The sequence below is a fragment of the Brachybacterium sp. AOP42-C2-15 genome, from assembly GCF_052377065.1.
GTDB lineage: Bacteria > Actinomycetota > Actinomycetes > Actinomycetales > Dermabacteraceae > Brachybacterium.
Genome location: NZ_JBQSWK010000015.1, coordinates 63,429 through 80,840 on the forward strand (window position 1 = coordinate 63,429; position 17,412 = coordinate 80,840).

Annotated in this window: 12 protein-coding genes and 1 other RNA gene; 7 read left to right on the forward strand and 6 right to left on the reverse strand. The window is 70.5% G+C overall.

Going from position 1 to position 17,412, the window contains the following annotated elements:
- Positions 1–28: 28 nt before the first annotated feature.
- Together ACT3SQ_RS10230 and ACT3SQ_RS10235 are read left to right on the forward strand one after the other, a co-directional pair.
- Positions 29–1,519 (forward strand): dicarboxylate/amino acid:cation symporter, encoded by a 1,491-nt coding sequence (locus tag ACT3SQ_RS10230; RefSeq protein WP_444601112.1) that lies wholly within the window; start codon positions 29–31, stop codon positions 1,517–1,519.
- A gap of 327 nt (positions 1,520–1,846) precedes the next feature.
- The gene (locus ACT3SQ_RS10235) at positions 1,847–3,169 is read left to right on the forward strand and encodes an MFS transporter (protein WP_444601113.1); all 1,323 of its coding nucleotides are present in this window, start codon (positions 1,847–1,849) and stop codon (positions 3,167–3,169) included.
- A gap of 35 nt (positions 3,170–3,204) precedes the next feature.
- On the opposite strand, the gene ACT3SQ_RS10240 is transcribed toward ACT3SQ_RS10235, so the two are convergent.
- Together ACT3SQ_RS10240 and ffs are read right to left on the reverse strand one after the other, a co-directional pair.
- The gene (locus ACT3SQ_RS10240; RefSeq protein ID WP_442332782.1) at positions 3,205–4,599 is read right to left on the reverse strand and encodes a TIGR01777 family oxidoreductase; all 1,395 of its coding nucleotides are present in this window, start codon (positions 4,597–4,599) and stop codon (positions 3,205–3,207) included.
- A 252-nt stretch (positions 4,600–4,851) separates the two neighbouring features.
- Positions 4,852–4,948, reverse strand: an RNA gene (gene ffs, locus ACT3SQ_RS10245) — signal recognition particle sRNA small type.
- 302 nt (positions 4,949–5,250) lie between these two features.
- On the opposite strand from ffs, the gene ACT3SQ_RS10250 reads away from it, so the two are divergent.
- Positions 5,251–6,822 (forward strand): alanine/glycine:cation symporter family protein, encoded by a 1,572-nt coding sequence (locus ACT3SQ_RS10250; protein ID WP_441445318.1) that lies wholly within the window; start codon positions 5,251–5,253, stop codon positions 6,820–6,822.
- Positions 6,823–6,917: 95 nt separating this feature from the next.
- Here ACT3SQ_RS10250 and ACT3SQ_RS10255 read toward each other — a convergent pair whose 3' ends face one another.
- Positions 6,918–7,922 (reverse strand): aldo/keto reductase family protein, encoded by a 1,005-nt coding sequence (locus ACT3SQ_RS10255; RefSeq protein ID WP_441445319.1) that lies wholly within the window; start codon positions 7,920–7,922, stop codon positions 6,918–6,920.
- Positions 7,923–8,131: 209 nt separating this feature from the next.
- Between ACT3SQ_RS10255 and ACT3SQ_RS10260 the strand changes: the two genes are divergently transcribed.
- The 4 genes from ACT3SQ_RS10260 (at position 8,132) to ACT3SQ_RS10275 (ending at position 12,014) form a co-directional block, all read left to right on the forward strand.
- A complete protein-coding gene (locus ACT3SQ_RS10260) occupies positions 8,132–8,542 on the forward strand; it encodes a DUF779 domain-containing protein (RefSeq protein ID WP_444601121.1) in 411 nt (136 codons plus the stop codon).
- A gap of 461 nt (positions 8,543–9,003) precedes the next feature.
- Positions 9,004–9,591 (forward strand): carboxymuconolactone decarboxylase family protein, encoded by a 588-nt coding sequence (locus tag ACT3SQ_RS10265; RefSeq protein WP_441445320.1) that lies wholly within the window; start codon positions 9,004–9,006, stop codon positions 9,589–9,591.
- Between the two features lie 34 nt (positions 9,592–9,625).
- Positions 9,626–10,522, forward strand: a complete 897-nt coding sequence (sigJ, locus tag ACT3SQ_RS10270) for an RNA polymerase sigma factor SigJ (RefSeq protein ID WP_441445321.1) — start codon at positions 9,626–9,628, stop codon at positions 10,520–10,522.
- Positions 10,523–10,637: 115 nt separating this feature from the next.
- The gene (locus ACT3SQ_RS10275; protein ID WP_441445322.1) at positions 10,638–12,014 is read left to right on the forward strand and encodes an NAD-dependent succinate-semialdehyde dehydrogenase; all 1,377 of its coding nucleotides are present in this window, start codon (positions 10,638–10,640) and stop codon (positions 12,012–12,014) included.
- Between the two features lie 47 nt (positions 12,015–12,061).
- On the opposite strand, the gene ACT3SQ_RS10280 is transcribed toward ACT3SQ_RS10275, so the two are convergent.
- The 3 genes from ACT3SQ_RS10280 to ACT3SQ_RS10290 form a co-directional block, all read right to left on the reverse strand.
- A complete protein-coding gene (locus tag ACT3SQ_RS10280) occupies positions 12,062–13,225 on the reverse strand; it encodes an FAD-dependent oxidoreductase (protein ID WP_444601114.1) in 1,164 nt (387 codons plus the stop codon).
- Between the two features lie 190 nt (positions 13,226–13,415).
- Positions 13,416–15,539, reverse strand: coding sequence for an ABC transporter ATP-binding protein (locus ACT3SQ_RS10285; protein WP_444601115.1), 2,124 nt, complete (start codon positions 15,537–15,539; stop codon positions 13,416–13,418).
- Complete coding sequence (locus ACT3SQ_RS10290) at positions 15,536–17,299, reverse strand: ABC transporter ATP-binding protein (RefSeq protein ID WP_441445325.1); 1,764 nt, start codon at positions 17,297–17,299, stop codon at positions 15,536–15,538. Before ACT3SQ_RS10290 ends, ACT3SQ_RS10285 begins: the two co-directional genes overlap by 4 nt.
- Positions 17,300–17,412 lie beyond the last annotated feature (113 nt).

Below are 17,412 nucleotides of genomic sequence, written 5' to 3' on the forward strand. Positions count from 1 at the left end.
CGACCAGGTCGGCGTAGCGTCAGCTGTCGTGAGCACCTCGACACCCTCCCCCACGGCTACGACGCGCCAGCGCAATCCGCTGCGCGCAGTCCTCGGCATCCCCTTCGGCTGGCAGGTCCTGATCGGACTGGTCCTCGGCATCGTCCTCGGGCTGGTCGCTGCCCAGATCGGCCCCGTCGCCGGCGCCGGCGAGGACGGCGGTGACGGCGCGAACTGGCTGACCACCGCGCTGGACACCATCGGCACCATCTTCGTGACGCTGCTGAAGGCCCTGGTCCCGCCGCTGATCTTCCTCGCGATCGTCACCTCGATCGCCAACCTCCGCAATGTCACCAACGCTGCGCGCCTGGCCTGGAAGACCCTGCTGTGGTTCGCGATCACCGCCCTCATCTCGGTCGGCGTCGGCATCACGCTGGGCGTGATCACCTCCCCCGGCGAGAACTCCGGCGTGGACCGCTCCGCCGAGGCCGCCTCCTCCACCCAGGGCGGCTGGATGGACTTCCTCACCGGCCTCGTGCCCGCCAACTTCCTCGGCATCGCCGGGAAGGCCGCGGAGGACGGCTCCGTCTCCCTGAGCTTCAACGCCCTCCAGATCCTGGTCATCTCGATCGCCGTGGGCATCGCGGTGCTCAAGGTGGGGGAGAAGGCTGAGCCGTTCCTCAAGGTCACCGGCTCCGCGCTGGAGATCGTGCAGAAGCTGCTGTGGTGGGTCATCCGCCTGGCCCCGATCGGCACCGTGGGCCTGCTCGGCAACGCCGTCGCCTCCTACGGCTGGGAGGCCATCGGCCAGCTCGGCGTGTTCACCGTCGACGTCTACGTGGGCATGCTCATCGTGCTGCTGGTCGTCTACCCGGTGCTGCTGAAGCTCAACGGCCTCTCCATCGGCTCCTTCTTCCGCGGCGTGTGGCCCGCGACCTCGCTGGGCTTCGTCTCCCGCAGCTCGCTGGGCACCATGCCCATGACCCAGACGGTCACCGAGCGGATGGGCGTGCCCCGCCACTACGCGAGCTTCGCGATCCCGCTGGGCGCGACCACAAAGATGGACGGCTGCGCCGCGATCTACCCCTCGCTGGCCGCGATATTCGTCGCGAACTTCTACGGTGTGCCGCTGGGCATCACCGACTACCTGCTGATCGTGCTCGTCTCGGTGCTCGGCTCCGCCGCGACCGCCGGCATGACCGGCGCGACCGTGATGCTCACCCTCACGCTGTCCACCCTGGGCCTCCCGCTCGAGGGCGTGGGCCTGCTGCTCGCGATCGACCCGATCCTGGACATGGGCCGCACCGCCCTGAACGTCACCGGCCAGTCGCTGGTGGCCGTGATCGTCGCCAAGCGCGAGAAGATCCTCGATCAGCCGACGTACGACGCCACCCGTCGCACCTCCTTCCAGGTCATCCAGGCCGAGGAGACGGCTGCGATCGCCGCGGACGGCCCGGCCGATTCCGAAGCGGCCACCTCTCAGGCGACCACCGGCGAGGGCTCCGGGGGCGACCGCGAGAAGCAGTCCGCCACCGCCTGACACCGAAGCAGGCGAGCCACCGGCACCAGCCGGCAGCAGCACGCGAGCGGGGCAGACATGAGGACTCGGCAATGCCGTTCCCCGTGCCTGCCCCGCTCGCGTCAGAGCAAGGACCCCGCTCGCATCAGAGTGCGCGCCCCGCTCTCCGGCTCGGCCGACGGGCCGGGGTGAATCCGCGCACCACCGGCCCGCCCGCCCTGGCCGCTCACGCCGCCGGACTCTAGAGTGGGGCCGTCAGATCGGCCCGATCCCCCGGGCCTCAGCAGTGCATCTACCTCGGGTCCACGGTGTGGATCGTCCAAGGCGGCACCCCCGTCCGGAGCAGTGATGACCACTCAGCAGACCTCCCCCGCGCCGCAGGCGCCCACCACCCTTCGCCGCGTCGCCGGCACCGCCTACTTCCCGATCGCGTTCGTGGCCCGCTTCCCCTTCGCGATGATGGTCGTGGGCACCCTGACCCTCGTCGTCTCCGCGCGTGAGTCGATCTGGCTCGGCGGCGTGAACTCGGCCGTGGTGGGACTGGGCTCGGCCCTCGTCGGCCCCCTGCTCGGCGCCGCGGCCGATCGGATCGGTCAGCGCCCGGTGATCCTCCTGTCGGGGATCGTGAACTCGCTCGCGCTGCTGGCGATCGCGGCCGTGGCCTTCAGCTCCCTGCCCGACATCGCGGTGCTCGCGGTCGGCTTCGTCATCGGCGCCTCCTCCCCGCAGATCGGCCCGTTCTCCCGCAGCCGCCTGGTGCACCTGATCCTCACCCGCCTCCCCAGCGGCCGGCGGGCCCACAGCCTGAACGCCACTATGGGCTACGAATCCGCCGCCGACGAGACGGCCTTCGTGTTCGGGCCGGTGGTGGTGGGCCTGCTCGCGACCACCCTGAGCCCCGCCGCCCCGATGATCGGGGCCGCGGTGCTCACGCTCCTGTTCGTCACCGCCTTCGCGCTGCATCCCACGGCCAAGGTCGCCGCACCGACCGCCGAGGAGCCCGTTGCCCAGGCCCCCGCCAGGGAGCTGCGCACGCTCCGCGTGCTGGTGGTCGTCGCCGGCGCGCTCGGCGTGGGCCTGTTCTTCGGCACGGTGCTCACCTCGCTCACCGCCTTCCTCGCCGATACCGGGAACGGCGATTCGGCCGGGCTGGTCTACGGCGTGATGGGCGTCGGCTCGACGATCCTGGCGCTGTCCGTGGCGCGCTTCCCCGAGCGGTTCCGCCTCTCTGCGCGGTGGCTCGTGTTCTCCGCGCTGATGCTCGCCTCGATGATCGGCTTCGGGCTCGCGGGCGGCCTGAGCGGCCTCATCGTGGCGATGGCGATCGCCGGGATCGGGATCGGGCCGACGATCGTGACGCTCTACAGCCTCGCCGCCGAGCGCAGCCCGCAGGGCCGCTCGGCGACCGTGATGACCATGCTCGGCTCGGCGACGATCGTCGGCCAGTCCGCCGCTTCCGCCCTGACCGGCGCGGTCGCCGAGGACGCCGGCTCCCAGGTCGCGATGTGGCTGCCCGTCGGCGCGGCCGCCCTGGTGGGGCTCGCCGCCGTCGTCAACGCGCTGGCCTGCCGCGGCGCGGAGGTCGTGCACCCGCCGGCGCATGAGCTGAGCGACGATGAGCTCCGCGAGGAGGCCCGCGCGCTCACGGAGCTCCCCACCGAGCACCTCTGAGCGCACCTCGTCGGTCGCCTCCGCCGGCCCCGCCCTCACCGTCGCAGCACGTGGCGCAGCGCCTCCTCGAGGGTGCGGTGCGCGGGCTCGAAGCCGCTCCCCCGCAGCCGCGCGTCGGAGACGTTCTGATCGGTGCGGATCAGCTCGTCCGCGGCCGCCCCGCCCAGCACCAGGCGTGGTCCGAGCGGCGGCACCGGCAGCAATGCGGGCCGGTGCAGCACCATCCCGAGGGTGCGGGCGAAGTCACGGGCGCTCACCGGCTGCGGCCCGACGCCGTTGACCGGCCCGTGCAGCTCGGCGCTGAGCGCGGCGTGGGCGAAGCTGCGCACGATGTCATCCAGCGAGATCCACGAGGTCATCGCGTCCCCGGCGGTGAGCCTGCCGCCCACCCCGGCCAGGAACAGCGGCAGCTGGGGCAGCAGCGGGCCGCCACCGTCGGTCAGCGCCATCCCGGTGCGCACGTGGGCGACCCGCACCCCGGCGTCTGCGGCGGCGCGGGTCGAGCCCTCCCAGTCCCGCACCAGATCGGCGAGGAAGCCCTCGCCGCCCGGATCCGCCTCGGTGAGCAGCTCGCCCGGGCGTCGCGGACCGTAGATCCCGATGGCGGAGGCCTGGACGAGCGCGGCCGGCCCCTCCCGCATCCCGGCGAGGGTGCGAGAGATCAGCGCTGTGCCGTTCACGCGTGAGCCGCGGATCTCGCGGCGGGCCGTCGGGGTCCAGCGGGTCGCAATCGAGCGGCCGGCGAGGTTGATGACCACGTCGATGCCCTCGAGGTCGGCCGGGTCCAGCTGCCCCGCTCTCGGGTCCCAGGAGATCTCCCCCGGGCCCACCTGGTTCTCACGCACCATCCGATGCACCGTGTGCCCGCCGGTCTCGAGCAGCGCGGCGAGCTGGGTGCCGATCAGGCCCGAGGAGCCGGTGATCGCGATGGTGCGGCGCGGGGTGTCGACGAAACGGGCGTGGAAGTCGAGGTCGTCGTGCAGCTGGCGGGCACGGAAGGCGAGCAGGCGGCGGATCTGCGACTCGGCGAGCGGGGTCAGACGCTCGAGCCTGCGCGGGAGCTCGAGCTCGATGCTGTCGTGGAGCGCGGTGGCGCTGCCGTCGGCAGCGTCGGCGGTGCCGGCGTCGGCCTCGATGCGGTGCTCGTGACGCCAGGTGCGCCAGGGCCCGCGGACCTGCTGGTCCACGAAACGGCCCTGCGGGTCATGCTCGAGATGGCGCAGGATCCAATGCGGGCGCAGTGCGGTGGGCAGCGCCGACGGGCCGAGACGCACCCCGACGAGCCGGCCGACCTGCACCCCTCCGGCGTCCGGCGCATCGGCCGAGGCGAGCCCGGGCGGGGTGAGCCGCACCAGGGCGCCGGGGCGGTCATGCCAGGCGAGAACCTCGGACGGCGGGTGCGCAACCCGGTGGACGGTCTCGACCCTCATAGCGTTTCCTGACCTCGACGAACGGGTCCCCTCACGGTACGCATCGCGGGACTGCGAGGGAAGGGGCCGCGGGCTCGCATCGGCCGCTCGCGGCGCGAACACGCCTCCGATGCGCAGCACCATCCTGGCCACCGTGAGCCACAGCGTCCAGGGGGTGAGGTCCAGCAGCCAGGCGACCCCCGGGTCCGGGCCCCGTGGTGGGGCGATCTCCCGCAGGGGACCGGGGGCCGAGGACGGCACCGCCTCCGGGCAGAGAAGGACCCCTCGTGCACCTGCCAGAGCTCACCTGCCCTTGCTGCCGTCAAGCCCTGGGGGAGTTCAGCAAGATGACACCGCACGAGGGGTCGCAATAAGTGTAACGGCTCTCCAGCCCCGATTTCGAGCCCCTGCTGAGCGACTCCGGTCACGACACGCCGGAAGGGGCGGCGGGATGCCCCCCACCGACTCCCCTCGGCGCCGCACGGCAGCTCCACCTGGACGAATACAAGCACCCGGAATACGAGTTGCATAACGACCCGGCTACGGGAGGCTGAAAGACCCCTCAGAGCCCTGAGTGTCCGGTATGTTCCATCCAGCACTAAGAGGTGACTGCAGTCACCCCTGCACGCGACGCCAAGGGTGCCGTCGCTTCCCCTATTCCCAGGAGCCCTCATGATCGCCGAAATGATCAACGGCGCGAACAACCTGATCTGGTCCATCCCCCTGATCGGGCTCTGTCTTCTCGCCGGCCTCTACTTCACCATCCGCACCGGCCTCCTCCAGGTGCGGAACATCCCCGACATGCTCGCCCAGCTGAAGAAGGGCGAGACCTCCCCGGACGGCACCTCGTCCTTCCAGTCGCTGATGATGTCGCTCGCCGGCCGCGTCGGCATGGGCAACATCGGTGGCGTCGCCACCGCCATCGCCTTCGGCGGCCCCGGCGCCGTGTTCTGGATGTGGGCCTCCGCCTTCCTCGGCGCCGCCACCTCGTTCATCGAATGCACCCTCGGCCAGATCTACAAGGAGAAGGACCGCGACACCGGCGAGTACCGCGGCGGTCCGGCGTATTACTTCGAGAAGGCCTACAAGCACAAGGCCCCGGGCCTGTCGCTGTTCTACGGGATCCTGTTCTCGATCGTCACCATCCTCGCGATGAGCTTCTTCCTGCCGGGCGTGCAGGCCAACGGCATGGCTTCCGCGATCAACAGTGCCTGGGGCATCCCCACCTGGGTGACCGCCATCGGCCTGGTGATCGGCCTGGGCTTCATCGTCATCGGCGGCGTCAAGCGCATCGCCCACTTCGCGGCGTTCGTGGTGCCGGCCATGGCGATCCTCTACATCATCATCGCGCTCGTGGTGCTGTTCTTGAACTTCACCGAGATCCCCCGCGTCTTCGGGCTGATCTTCTCCAGCGCATTCGGTGTCCAGCCGATCTTCGGCGCGATCGTCGGCCTCGCCATCAAGTGGGGCGTCCAGCGCGGCATCTACTCCAACGAGGCCGGCCAGGGCACCGGCCCGCACGCCGCTGCCGCCGCCGAGGTCTCCCACCCCGCCAAGCAGGGCTTCGCCCAGTCGTTCTCGGTCTATATCGACACCCTGTTCGTGTGCTCTGCGACCGCCTTCATCATCATCTCGACCGGAATGTTCAACACGTTCTCGAATGAGGAGTGGGCCGACGGCACCTCTCCCGTGATCGGCAGCGGCGCCGGGGAGATGCCCGTGGATGTCGAGCCGGGGCCGAACTTCGTCCAGACCGGCCTCGACTCGGTCTTCCCGGGCTTCGGACCGTCGTTCATCGCCGTCGCGCTGGGGTTCTTCGTGTTCACCACGATCGTGGCCTACTACTACATGGCCGAGGTGAACCTCAACTACCTCACGCGCAAGATGAAGAACCGCGTGCTCGCCCGCGGGATGCTTCGCCTGCTGCAGGCTCTGGTGCTCGTCTCCGTGGCCTACGGCGCGGTGAACACCGCCGGCGCGGCCTGGGGCATGGGCGACATCGGCGTGGGCTCGATGGCCTGGCTGAACATCATCGGCATCCTGGTCATCCAGGGCCCCGCTCTGAAGGCGCTCAAGGACTACCGCGAGCAGAAGAAGGCAGGTCTGGACCCGCAGTTCGATCCGCGCAAGCTCGGCATCCAGGGCGCCACGTTCTGGGAGATGCGGGCCGACGGCCACTCCCTCCAGGGCAAGACCGGCGAGGAGCTGCCGCCCGCGCAGCTGGGGATCGACACCAAGAGCTGATCCCTCGACACGCACCGCAGTGAAAGCCGAAGGGCCGGACCGTCATCGCGACGGACCGGCCCTTCGGTCATTGCACCTTCGTTCCGGCCGACAGCTCAGCTCAGCCGCGCCCCGGGCGCCTGGGTCAGCGCCGCATCGGTCTCGGGGATCTCTCCGAGCACCTCGTCGATGCGGGCCCTGACGTCGGCATCGAGCGTGATCCCCGCAGCCTTGACGTTCTCGGTGATCTGTTCGGGGCGGGAGGCGCCGATGATCGCGCCGGCCACGTTGTCGTTGCTGAGCACCCAGGCCACGGCGAGCTGCGCCGGGGTGAGGCTGAGCTCCTCCGCGATCGGGAGCAGGCCCTGCACCGCGGTGAGCACCTCGTCGTTCAGGAAGCGCTTGATCATGTCCGCGCCGCCCTTCTCGTCGCGGGCGCGCGACCCCTCGGGCGCCGGGGTGCCGGGCCTGTACTTGCCGGTGAGGATGCCCTGGGCGACCGGCGACCAGACGATCTGGGAGATGCCGAGCTCACGCGAGGTGGGCACCACGCGCTCCTCGATCACGCGCCACAGCATCGAGTACTGGGGCTGGTTGGAGACCAGCTGGATGCCGAGCTCGCGGGCCAGCTGGTGGCCGGCGCGGAGCTGATCCGCGTTCCACTCGGAGACTCCGATGTACAGCGCCTTGCCGGAGTGGACGACGTCCGCGAAAGCCTGCATCGTCTCCTCGAGCGGGGTGGCGACGTCATAGCGGTGCGCCTGGTAGAGGTCGACATAGTCGGTCTGCAGTCGGCGCAGCGAGGCGTCGATCGACTCGCGGATGTGCTTGCGGGACAGACCGGTGTCGTTGTGCCCCTTGGGGCCGGTGGGGAAGTACACCTTGGTGAAGATCTCGAGCGACTCGCGCCGCTCAGCCTTCAGCGCCTCGCCGAGGACCACCTCCGCGGCGGTGTTCGCGTAGGTGTCCGCGGTGTCGAAGGTGCTGATGCCGGCATCGAGCGCGGCGCGCACGCAGGCGCGGGCACGGTCATCCTCCACCTGGGAGGCATGGGTGAGCCAGTTCCCGTAGATGATCTCGCTGATCTTGAGGCCGGAGCGGCCGAGGTGACGATGTTCCATGCGGAAACCCTATGGCCGCAGAGGAGGTCTATCGTGGTGAGCCACGACACATTCCCATCGGCCCCTCGAGCGAAGGACTCGCCATGACCGACCTCTCCGCCTCCGCTCCCCCGCAGTTCACCCGCACCGCGGCACCGCCCGGCCCGCAGGCGGGCCAGCCGCCCGCGCCGACGCTGCCCGAGCCGTCCGCCTCGGACGACGTCCTCGAGATGGCGCCGACGGTCGAGGACGAGTACTTCTCCCGCGTCGCGTTCACGGGCGCGGCGGTCGCGCAGATCCAGCGCCTGATCGACCGCAACGGGCCGCTGATGTTCCACCAGTCCGGCGGCTGCTGCGACGGGTCCTCGCCCATGTGCTTCCCCGAAGGCGACTTCCTCACCGGGGACGCCGACGTGAAGATGGGGCACGTCGAGGTGCCGCTGCCGGACGGCACCACCAGCCCGCTGGACTTCTGGATGAGCCGCGAGCAGTTCGCCTACTGGCGCCACACCCACCTCACGATCGACCTCGTGGATGGGCGCGGCGGCGGGTTCAGCCTCGAGACGCCCGATGGGAAGCGGTTCCTGACCAGGTCCAGGATGCTCGCACCCCGAGGAGGAACAGATGACGCCGCCGAATGACCCCACCGCCGGGGGAACCCTGCCGCCGCCGAGCGAGCCGCCGCTGACTCCGCCCGGGTATCCGCCCACGGCTCCTCCCACGGAGCCGCCGACGCAGCCGCCGGGTTCACCGCCCACCGGTCCGCCGATGCCTATCCCTGGCCGGCCGCCCGAGCCGAGCCCCGAGCCCGCCCCGGAGCCGCCGACGCAGCCCGAGCAGCCACCGCCGGTGGATCCTCCGCCCGACGCGCCGCCCACGACGCCGTTCTGACCGGCGGGTGCCGGCGATGTCCGCACCCCGATCGACCTGCTCCTGCTGCATCAGCCGCCAGCGCGGGGCCCGGACCCTGCCGCCATCACCCTCGAGAGCTTCCACTGGGACCTCCCCGAAGCCTGAGCAGCAAGCAGATGTCACAGATCCGGCGCGGCCGGTGTCTCCCTTCCGACGGGCCCCTCCCGGGCCCCTGAGGGAAGGCACCGACATGTCCGCAATCACTCCTCTGCACACCGCTCCGCCGGCGCGTCCCGCCGCCCGGATCCCGCTCGAGCACGACGGGGGCTTCGCGCGCCTCGTGCTCTGGGCGACGCGCCGGCCGTACGGGAAGGCGCTGGATCCGGTGCGGGCCGCGCTCCACCACGGCGGCGTGCTCACCGCCTCGCTCGTGCTCGAGGCGAGCGCCTCCCGCTGGAAGCGGCTCTCTCCTACTTTGAACGCGCTCGCGGTGATGGTGGTGGCGCGCGAGATCGGCTGCTCCTGGTGCATCGACTTCGGCTACTGGGAGAACCACCGCCGCGGCGTGGACCCGGCGAAGCTGCAGGCGATCGGATCCTGGCGCACGAGCAGCGTCTACTCACCGCTCGAACGGGCGGTGCTGGAGTATGCGGTCGCGGCGACGCAGACGCCGTCGGCCGTGACCGACGAGATGGTGCCCCGCCTGCGGGAGGATCTCGACGACGCGCAGGTGGTCGAGCTCGCCGCGCTGGTCTCGCTCGAGAACTACCGCTCGCGCACCAACGCCGGGCTGGGGCTGACCAGTCAGGGCTTCAAGGACAACTGCGACGTACGCTGAGCGCGGCTCCGCGAACCGCAGCGAAGGGCGCGCCATGAACACCGCATCGACCGCGCATCACGAGACCTTCGAGGTGCATCGCCGCGCCCTGCTCGGCGCCGCCTACCGGGTGCTCGGCACGGTGGCCGACAGTGAGGACGCGGTCCAGGAAGCCTGGCTGCGCTGGCAGGACGTGGATCTCACGATCGTGCGCGAGCCGCGCTCCTACCTTTTGCGGGTGGTGACCCGGACGGCGCTGAACATCGTGCGCTCGCGAGACCGGCGACGCGAGGAGTACATCGGCCCCTGGCTGCCCGAGCCGGTCTCGACCGACGCCTCCGCGGAACCGGGCCGCGCCGCGGAGATCGCCGACGAGGTCTCGCTCGCGCTGCTGGTGGTGCTCGAGTCCCTGTCCCCGCTCGAGCGGGCGGCGTTCGTGCTGCGCGAGGTGTTCGCGCTGCCCTATCCCGAGGTGGCGGAGACTCTCGAGCGCTCCGAGGCCTCGGTGCGGCAGCTGGTCAGCCGCGCGCGAGCCCACGTGCGCGCACGGGCGCCGCGCCATCCGGTGGACGAGAGCGCCCACCGCGCGCTCACCGCCGCCTTCCTCGACGCCGCGCAGGGAACGGTGGCGCTGACGGAGATGGTCGCGATGCTCTCCCCCGAGGTGGTGCTGACCACCGACGGCGGCGGCGTGAGGCGAGCCGCGCGGCGCCCGATACATGGCACCTCGAACGTGCTCGCCTTCATCGCGGGGATCATGGCGAAGCCCGAGGTCATGCAGCTGTCCTGGCGGATGGCGGAGCTCAACGGTCGGCCGGCGCTGATCGGGCACGAGGGGCCGCGGATCGACTGCGCGGTCTGGATCGAGGCCGACGGTGAAGGCGCCGACGCCGTGGTGACCCGGATCGACATGCTCCGCAATCCGCAGAAGCTCGGCGCGATCCGGGTGTGAGCCACCGGCCGGGTCACGTCCGGAGAGCAGTGGGCGACGCTGCCCGCCGCGCTCCGGCGGACCGGTCGGACGGCCCATTCTTTACAGATCCGGACATGGGGTCGAGGGTGGAGGGATGGCTGAATACACGACGACCAACCCGACCACGGGACGGACCGACAAGGAATTCACCACCCTGGACAGCGCCGAGGTCGAGCGCGTGCTCTCGCGCTCCCACACCGCCTACACAGAGTGGCGCGCCACTGCCGCGCAGGAGCGCGCCTCGATCCTGGAGCGGGTCGCCGATGCCTACGACGACCGCTCCCGGGAGCTGGGAGAGCTGATCGCCGTCGAGATGGGCAAGCCTCTGCAGCAGGCCATCGGCGAGGCCGAGCTGGCCGGCTCGATCTATCGCTGGTACGCCACCCATGGCCCCGAGCTGCTGCAGCCCGAGCAGCTGGATCCGCAGGGCGCGCAGGAATCGCTGGTGCAGACCGAGCCGATCGGTCCTCTCGTCGGAGTGATGCCCTGGAACTACCCCTACTACCAGGTGGCGCGCTTCGTCGCCCCGAACCTGATGGTGGGCAATACGATCATCCTGAAGCACGCGGAGATCTGCGCCGGCTCCTCGGAGATCATGGCGCAGATCCTCCATGAGGCCGGGGTCCCGCAGGATGCCTATGCCAACGTCTTCGCCTCCCACGACCAGATCGCCGACATGATCGCCGACCCGCGGGTGCGCGGGGTGTCCCTCACCGGCAGCGAGAAGGCGGGTGCGGCGGTCGCGGAGACCGCCGCCAAGCACCTGAAGAAGTCGGTGCTGGAGCTCGGCGGCTCCGATCCGCTGATCGTGCTCGACGATGGCGACCTCGAGCAGGTCGCCCGGACCGTCGCCACCGCCCGGCTGTCGAATGCGGGCCAGGCCTGCAACTCCCCGAAGCGCATCATCGTGCCCACGGCTCGTCTCGAGGCGTTCGTCGCGACCATCGTCGAGAGCTTCGAGTCCGCGACCCTCGGCGATCCGTTGGACGAGGACGTCGACGTCGGCCCGCTCTCCTCGGTCGGTGCGCGCGACGGCGTCGTCGACCAGGTTCGACGCGCCGTCCGGCAGGGCGCGACGCTCCATACCGGCGGGCAGGCGCTCGATCGCGACGGGGCCTTCATGCAGCCCGCCGTGCTCACCGGGGTCACCGAGGACATGGACGCCTATGCCGAGGAGATCTTCGGCCCTGTGGCTGTGATTTACGGTGTCGACTCGGAGGACGAGGCCGTGACGCTGGCCAACGACGTCGACTTCGGTCTGAGCGGTTCCGTCTGGGGCACCGATCTCGAGCGCGCCCAGGCAGTCGCCGATCGCCTCGACGTCGGGATGGCGTACATCAACGAGCACGGGACCACCTTGCCCGGCCTGCCCTTCGGCGGCGTGAAGCGCTCCGGCTTCGGCCGTGAGCTCGGCCGGTGGGGCATGGGAGAGTTCGTCAACGTCCGGCTGCGGCGCACCTCGGCCGCCTGATCTCCGGCCGTCGTCGCCTGCAGCCGGGAGAGCCGACCCGCCCGGCCTCAGGCGGCGATGAAGGTCCGCGCCACCAGGCGGCTCACGCCCGGCAGGCCGAGCGTGCGACGGCCGATCTGCTGCAGCCTCAGCTGCGCGGGGCTGGATGGAGTGAAGAACGAGGCGCTGCGCCGCCCCGAACGCTGCACCTTCTCGACCGTCGGCCGCCACCGTCGCTCGTACTCCGCCAGCCCCGCTTCGACGTGCGGGCCCGTCGCGCGCAGGCTCCGGGCCAGCGCCTCCGCTCCGGCGATCGCGACCGAGGTGCCCTGGCCCGCCAGCAGGGACGGGGCGTGCGCGGCGTCCCCGGCCAGCGCAATCCGGCCACGGCTCCAGCGCGGCGCGATCGCCTGGGCGACGAGGTCGTCGTAGAAGCTCTCCGGGGCATGGGCCAGGGCCCGGTCCACCTGCGGGTGCAGCCCCGTGAAGTCCCGCTGGAGCCGTTCCCGGTCCGGCTCGGGACGCTTCGTGCCCGCGCCCTCGACGCGCTCGGCGAGCATCACGCCGACGCGGGTGTCGTCGGCCGCATACGCCCAGCCGACGCGCCGCACGGTATCGGTCATCAGCATCCGCTCCCCCAGGTCGGCGGCGAGTTCCGGATCCTCGTAGAGGTAGCTCGCGACCCGGTAGCCCATCGGCACGATCGCCCCGTGGCCGGGCGAGACCTGCTCCCGCACCGGGGAGCGCACCCCGTCACAGGCCACCACCAGATCGGAGTCCAGGGTGGTGCCATCCGCGAGCTCGACCACGGCGCGGCGGGCACGGGCCGCGCCCTCGAGCCCGGCATCGCGCACCGCCACGACCTGCGCGCCGTAGCGCAGATCCACCGAAGCCGGCAGCACCGAGAGCAGCCCCAGCTCCACCTCGGGACGCAGGATCGAGAAGTAGCGGCCGCCCGCCGCCTCGACCAGGGGGCCGACGTCGATGCGGCCGGAGTCGACTCCGTCAGGCGTCCCGTAGCGCACGCCCTCGAACTCATGTCCCCGGGAGCGGAGCTCCTCGAGGATGCCCATCCGCTCCGCGGCGTAGAAGCCGGGGCCGAAGAAGTCGATCATGTAGCCGCCGCCGCGCGGGCCCGGGGAAGATTCCAGCACGGTGACATCGTGGTCGGGGGCGAGTTCGTGGGCGAGGGCGAGGCCGGCGATGCCGCCCCCGATGATCGTGACGTCCATGGCCCGACGCTACCCGCTGGGCCAGCACCCGCCCACCCCAGCCCTGCCCAGCCAGCCCAGCCCAGCCAGCCCTGCCAGACCGAGACTATTGCGCCGGTGACGACTCATGCGCATGTCACCATCGGTCCTCACGGTCACAAAATCTGACCGTCACCGGGCCGGCACCGGGTGGCGCTGGGGCGGCGCCGAGCTAGGCTCCGGCCGCCGGGAGCTCCCCGGTCTCAGCAGGTGCCGCCCCCGCACCATCCCGCGTCGCGGCGACCTCGGGGATCGCACCGGTGACGGTCATGGATCCCACGACCACCGCGTCGTCCGCATCAGGGTCCGTGCCCGCCGCGAACTGCGACCAGTAGAGCCGGTGATAGGCGCCCTCGGCCTCGAGCAGCACGTCGTGGGAGCCCTGCTCGACGATGTCGCCGTGCTCCATCACCAGGATCACGTCCGCGTCACGGATGGTGGAGAGGCGGTGGGCGATCACGAAGCTGGTGCGGTCGCTGCGCAGCGCCGCCATCGCCTCCTGCACCAGCACCTCGGTGCGGGTGTCCACGGAGGAGGTGGCCTCGTCGAGGATCAGCAGTGCAGGGTCGGCGAGGAAGGCGCGGGCGATGGTGATCAGCTGCCGCTCACCGGCGGAGACGTTCGCGCCCTCGTCCTCGATGAGGGTGTCGTAGCCGTCGGGGAGGGTGTGCACGAAGCGGTCCACGAAGGTCGCGGTCGCGGCGGCGGCCACCTCCTCGTCGCTCGCCTCGAGGCGACCGTAGCGGATGTTCTCACGGATGGTGCCGCCGAACAGCACCGCGTCCTGCAGCACCATGCCCACGCGCGAGCGCACGGCGCCGCGGTCCAGAGCCCGGATGTCCACGCCGTCCAGGCGGATCTGCCCGGCGTCGATCTCGTAGAACCGCATGATGAGGTTCACCAGGGTGGTCTTCCCGGCACCCGTGGGGCCGACGATCGCGATCGTCTGTCCGGGTTCCGCGACCAACGACAGGTCGGTGATCAGCGGCTTCTCCGGGGTGTAGGAGAAGGCGACGTGATCGAACTCGATGCGGCCACGGGTGGGACCGGTGAGCTCGGCGCGCTCGATCCGGCGGCGCGGTGCGACCGCCCCACCAGCTCCGGCCGCACTGTCGGCTGCGGTCGCACTGTCGGCGCCGATCGCTCCGGCGTCCGTTCCGGACGGCTCGGTGATCTCCCCGTCGGCCTCCTGCTCCTCGGCGTCCAGCAGCTCGAAGATCCGCTCCGCGGAGGCGACGCCGGAGATCAGCATGTTCGCCATCCCCGCCACCTCGCCCAGCGGTGCGTTGAACTCGCGGGAGTACTGGATGAAGGCGGTGACCTGGCCGAGCGACATCTGCCCGGCGGCGATCCGCAGACCGCCCACCACGGCGATGCCGACGTAGCCGAGGTAGGTCACCCACTGCATGATCGGCATGATCATGCCAGAGTAGAACTGGGCCTTGAATGAGGCTTCCCACAGCTCCTCGTTGCGCTCGTCGAACTGCTCGCGCATCGAGTCCTGGCGGTCGAAGACGGTCACCAGGTCGTGGCCGGTGAAGGACTCCTCGACGTGCCCGTTCAGGCGCCCGGTGTTGCGCCACTGCGCCGTGAACAGCTTCTGGGACTTCGCGCCGATGAGGCCGATGACCACGGCGGAGATCGGCTGGGCGACCAGGGCGATCAGCGCCAGCTGCCAGGACAGCCAGAACATCATGATCGTGATGCCCACAATGGTCAGCACCGCATAGACCAGAGACGCGAAGGCCTGCTGGAGGGCGGTCTGGACGTTGTCGACGTCGTTGGTGGTGCGGGAGAGCAGGTCGCCGCGCTGGCGCGTGTCGAAGTAGGACAGCGGCAGGCGGTTGACCTTCGCCTCGATCTTCTCGCGCAGCACGTAGACGATCTTCATGACCACGTCGTTCAGCAGCCGGCCCTGCAGCCAGTCGAACAGTGCGGCGACCAGGTACATGCCCAGCACTATCAGCAGCAGGCGGCCGAGGGCGTCGAAGGCGACGCCCTCCCCGGTGAGGAAGCCGTCGAAGATGACGTCCATCGCGTCGCCGAGGATGGTGGGTGCCCAGACCGTGAGCACAGTCGAGATGATACCGAAGGCGAGCACCACCGTGAGGCCCAGCTTGTGATCGGCGAAGGTCCCCGCCAGTCGCAGCGCGGAGGGCCAGAAGGCCTTGGCCTTGCGGGGTGCGGACTCGCCCCATTCGCTGCTCATCGAGTCCTGCATCTCGAGGATCTCGGATTCGGTGAGCTCGGCGGTGCTGCCGTCCTGCTTCTTCGTGGAGTTCTTCTTCTCGCTCATGCCGTCGCCTCCGCGGTGATCTGGGAATCGACGATCTCCCGGTAGGTCTGCGAGCTGACCAGCAGCTCCTCATGGGTGCCGCGGCCCACCACTCTGCCCTCCTCGAGCACCAGGATCTGATCCGCGGAGGTGATGGTGGAGATGCGCTGGGCGACGATGAGGGTGGTCGCGCCCTGAGTGTTCTTCGCGAGGCCCTCGCGGACCTTCGCGTCGGTGGTGACGTCGAGCGCCGAGAAGGAGTCGTCGAAGACGTACACCCGGGGAGCGGCGACCAGGGTGCGGGCGATGCACAGGCGCTGGCGCTGGCCGCCGGAGACGTTGGTGCCGCCCTGGGAGACGGTCGACTCGAGGCCGGTCGCCGCGCTCTGGCCCTCGCCGGTGCTGCGGTCCGTGACGAACTCGGTGCCCTGGGCGACGTCGAGCGCGCGCCACAGCTGGTCGTCGTCGGCCGTCGGATCCCCGAAGCGGAGGTTGTGGGCGATGGTGCCGGAGAACAGATAGGGCTTCTGGGGCACGAGGCCCACCGCGCGCGAGATCGTGGCGCGGGCCAGGTCGGTGACGGGGACGCCGTCCAGCAGCACCTGGCCGCTGGTCGCGTCGTGCAGGCGCGGGATGAGGCTGACCAGGGTGGTCTTGCCCGAGCCCGTGGAGCCGATGATGGCGGTGGTCTTCCCGGCCTCGGCGGTGAAGGAGACACCGTCGAGCACCGGCGATTCGGCGCCGGGGTAGGCGAAGGTGACGTCGCGGAACTCCACGGTCGCGCCGCCGCCGGTCACCTGGAGGGCGACGGGCTGGGCGGGCTCGGCGAGGGTGGGGGTGGTCTCGAGGACCTCCCCGATGCGCCTGCCGCTGATGATCGCGCGCGGGAACATCATGAACATGAAGGTGCCCATCATGACGGCCATCAGGATCTGCAGCAGGTACTGCATGAAGGCGGTCAGCGCGCCCACCTCGACCAGCCCCGCATCCACGCGGTGGCCGCCGAACCAGAGCACGGCGGCGGTCGCGAGGTGGAGCACGACGGTGATGGCCGGGCCCATGATCACGAACAGCCGGCCGATCCGCACCGAGGTGTCGGTGAGGGTGGCGTTCGCGCTCTCGAAGCGGGCGGTCTCGTGCCGCTCGCGCACGAAGGCCCGCACCACGCGGATGCCCATGATCTGCTCACGCATCACGGAGTTGATCGAGTCGATGTTGTCCTGCATCCGCTGGAACAGCGGCATCAGCTCCTTGACCAGGAAGCCCACGATCACCATCAGCACCGGCACGGACACCCACACCAGCCAGGACAGCCCCGGATCCTCCTGGATCGCCATGATGATCCCGCCGATGGACATGATCGGCACCATGACCATGAAGTTCAGGGTCATCAGCACCAGCATCTGCACCTGCTGGACGTCATTGGTGGCACGGGTGATCAGGGTAGGGGCGCCGTAGCGGCCCATCTCCTCGGTGGAGAAGCGGTCCACGCGCGTGTAGACGGAGCGGCGGATGTCCCGGCCCATGCCCATCGAGACCCGCGCCCCGAACCACACCGAGGCGATCGCGGTGATCACCTGCACCATCGCGACGATCAGCATCACACCGCCGACGCGCCAGATGTAGTCGGTGTCTCCCGTGGCGACGCCGTTGTCGATGATGTCGGCGTTGAGGCTGGGCAGGTAGAGGGTCGCGAGCACGGTCGCGAGCTGGAGGACGGCGACGGCGGCCACATGCGGCAGGTAGGGCCGGAGGTGGCGCCGGATCAGGGTCCAGAGCATGGGGTTGGTCTCCCGGAGCAGGGTGGAACGGCCCGGCCGACGGGGTGAGCGGCCGGGGTCTCGAACGAAGAATAGGACGGCGAGAGGACAGATCCTGTCCTCGCACCTCGGTG